This is a genomic window from Sphingomonas sp., assembly GCF_031372575.1.
GTDB lineage: Bacteria > Pseudomonadota > Alphaproteobacteria > Sphingomonadales > Sphingomonadaceae > Sphingomicrobium.
In genome coordinates this window covers 1-3,077 of the sequence record NZ_JANMLM010000073.1, presented here as the reverse complement: position 1 = coordinate 3,077, position 3,077 = coordinate 1, and the positions used below count along the sequence as shown (strand labels likewise).

Sequence of the window (3,077 nt, the reverse complement as noted above, 5' to 3'; positions counted from 1 at the left end):
TTCCCGAATGAGGGAATGGCGCGAGTGACGGGACTTGAACCCGCGGCCTCCGGCGTGACAGGCCGGCGCTCTAACCAACTGAGCTACACCCGCTTAATTTTCGGCGTGGGCGGTCAACTAGGGTAGCCCCCAGATGCTGTCAACGGCCTCAGGCGGGTTTTTCATCCTCCTCGCCGACATGGGTCAAGTTCCCGTCCTCGAACAGGAAGCCGGCGATATCTGGCGTTCCTGCGGCCGCGAAGATGGTCTTGAAAATGATCAGCAGCGGCACTGCCAGCAAGGCGCCAACCGTGCCCCAAACCCACGCCCAGAAACTCAAGGAGACAAGTATCAGCAGCGGGTTCACCTCGATCTTCTTGCCGACGATCATCGGGGTAAGGGCATTGGCCTCGACGGTGTGCATCGCCAGAAAGATCGCCGGCGGGAGCAACGCCGACCAGGCGTCGGGGAAGGACATCAGGCCGCCGACGAACAGCAACAACGCCGCGACCACCGGGCCGAGGTAGGGAATGTAATTCAATACGGCGACGATACCGCCCCACATCAGCGGCGAGGGCATACCAAGCATCCACAGGATCAGCGCGGTCAGCGCGCCCAGAGTGACGTTAATGAGGGTGATCGTACCGATGTAGGTCGAAGTCGCCTCGACCACTTCCTGGATTACGCGAGCAGTCGTCAGTGCCCCTTCGAAGCTGCCGCGGCTCTTGATCGTGCGGCGGCGCATCGAGGTCCAACCCGAAAGGAAGAAATAGATCACCAGCAGCGCGAAGAATAATTGGATGGCGGCATGGGGAGCCGACGCGGTGATTATCCCCAGCATCGAATTGGGGGTCGCGATTCGCACTTCGCGGCCGGCATTGGCGCCGGACATGCTGATCTGCGACACCGTCTTGTCGACGAATTGTTCGAGATTCTTATACAGGTCGAGCAATGGCGCGAGGGTTACTCGAACGCGGTCGATCCGTTCGGGCACCATCGCCACCCAGTCGATCGCCGGCATTACGATCGAGGCGATAGCGAAGGCCGCGGCGAAGAGGAAAATGATCACGCACAGCACGGCGGCGAGCCGCGGACCAACCCCGCGCCGCTCGAACCATTCGAGCATCGGCACCAAGGCGATTGCCACGACCATCGCCGCCGTCACCGGAAGAAAGAACTCGGCCCCGGCGCGAAGCGCGAACGGCAGCGCAATGACCAGGCCGACCCCGCCCAGCAAAACGAGCGAGGCAAGCAGGCGAACCCGTTTCGCCTCGAGATTCTCACCCTCGATCGGAATCGCCGGCACGGCGGACTTGATCCTGGTCTTGCGCGGTACAGCCATCAGCCATGCTTATCGAGCGTTGAACAGATCGACCAGCCTCACCGATTATTTTCTGTCAGCGACGAGCTTGGGCACGCGCTGCCAGAGCTAGTGACCGATACAAAAGGATCGGGTCAGGCCGCCGAGCGCGCCCACGCGCGAAGCTTGCTGGCCAACCCCTCCATTGCCGCCATCGCCGCTAACTCGTCGGTCGTTGCGCAGCGCGCATTAACGATCGTGACCAGCTGGTCGAAACAGAAACCGGGATTTGGCCGATCAACCAGTTCGACCGCATCGCCAGCGCTTAAAATCCCCTCCTCGATCACGCGATAATACCAGCCGGCGCGACCACTGCGAACCATCGCCTTGGGCAATCTATTGTCGTTGAAACGGAGCGCGAACTTGAAGCAGGGCTGGCGCGGCTGGCAGACTTGAAGGTGCGCGGTGCCAATGCGGTGAACATCTCCAACGCATAAGTCGGCCTCGACCCATCCGTCGATGGTCAGATTTTCGCCTACTCCTCCGGGAATGAATAATGCAGCATGCTCGGGATGCTCCGCGGCCCAGGCGGGATAATGCGCGGCGGAATAAGCATAGACCGCCTTTTCAGGACCACCGTGGACGCTGAGGTCGGCTGTCTCGTCGCCAGCGAGGCCAAGGCTAGTGACGGCGACTGGGCCATCGATTCGAGATTTGACGAAACCGCTGGGCACGCCTTGGGGCCCGAGTGGTGCAATCCGGCCGAGCTGGACCGAATGAAGGCGTGCACGGATTGTCATGGTTGCAGCCTATCACGGGGCCGGGCGCAGGCCACGCCAAGATGATCATGGCTGCGAAGATCGAAACAGCGCCATGTCGCCTTCATCGCAGCAACTTGGGCCGCTTTGTCAGGGCCGTAGAAATAAATCAGCCCGTCGCCGCCAAGCAGGTCGGTGCTCCACCGTGGAGTAATCGTCCGCTGATCCCGAGCGAAGGCGTCAGCCAGCATTGCTTCCATCTGCGCGCGATCATGGATTTTCGAACCGCCATAATCGATCATCCAAGTCACCTCTCGAACATCGGACAGCAGACGCGCCGGCTTTTCAAGCCCGTAATTGGCCTGCTCATCGAGCTGTTTCGCCAGACCGACCATCCCGCCCATCGTTGCGAAATACCAGATTGCCATCGGCAAATAGCCCGCTGGCCGGATCGACGCGGCGACCGCAAGCAAGATCGGCGGCGCAAGCGGCAGCAGATAGCGGCCGCTGAACACGGGCGCGATCAGCCCGGCGCTAATCAGCAATAGTGCCGACAATGCTGCGAGCGCGGCGACGGCGAAGACATTTGGAGCTGGCTGTGGTCGCAACCGGAAAACCACGGCGATAAGGATAATTCCGGCGCCGATGAACAAGGTGCCGCCGACCGGCCAGAACAACAGGTTGGGCACGTCGGACAGCCGAAGCTTCTCGTACCAGCTGATGCCCGGCTGCGCATACAAAATCAGGCGGGGCAAGTGGACCACAAACCATGCAAATGCTGGCAATGTCGCGAGCATCGCCGGCCAGCAGCGGAGGGCACGGCCGCGATAACGCCAAAGGAAGTAGAGCCCCTGCACTATCGCCGGGATCGCGGCGAAATAATGAGTCAGGATGGCCAGTGCCGCGAGCCCGGTCCACGCTGTCGCTGGCCGAAGCGTGGGCTGGTCGAGGAGTTTGAGAAAGGCAATTGTTTGCGCCGTGCTGAGCAGGGCAAGCAGCGCATAATAACGCGCGTCGATGAACAAGGTCACGCCTGGCTG

Annotated in this window: 3 protein-coding genes and 1 tRNA gene; all 4 read right to left on the bottom strand. The window is 61.3% G+C overall.

Going from position 1 to position 3,077, the window contains the following annotated elements:
- Nucleotides 1-16: 16 nt before the first annotated feature.
- Nucleotides 17-93: transfer RNA gene (locus RMN73_RS06810), tRNA-Asp, on the bottom strand.
- Between the two features lie 55 nt (nucleotides 94-148).
- Nucleotides 149-1,321 carry an AI-2E family transporter gene (locus RMN73_RS06805; RefSeq protein WP_309602569.1) on the bottom strand — a complete coding sequence of 391 codons (1,173 nt, stop codon included), beginning with the start codon at nucleotides 1,319-1,321 and terminating at the stop codon, nucleotides 149-151.
- Between the two features lie 113 nt (nucleotides 1,322-1,434).
- The gene (locus tag RMN73_RS06800) at nucleotides 1,435-2,079 is read right to left on the bottom strand and encodes an MOSC domain-containing protein (RefSeq protein WP_309602568.1); all 645 of its coding nucleotides are present in this window, start codon (nucleotides 2,077-2,079) and stop codon (nucleotides 1,435-1,437) included.
- Nucleotides 2,076-3,077: hypothetical protein (locus RMN73_RS06795; RefSeq protein ID WP_309602567.1), on the bottom strand; the 1,002-nt coding region annotated here is incomplete at its 5' end. The genes RMN73_RS06800 and RMN73_RS06795, both read right to left, overlap by 4 nt.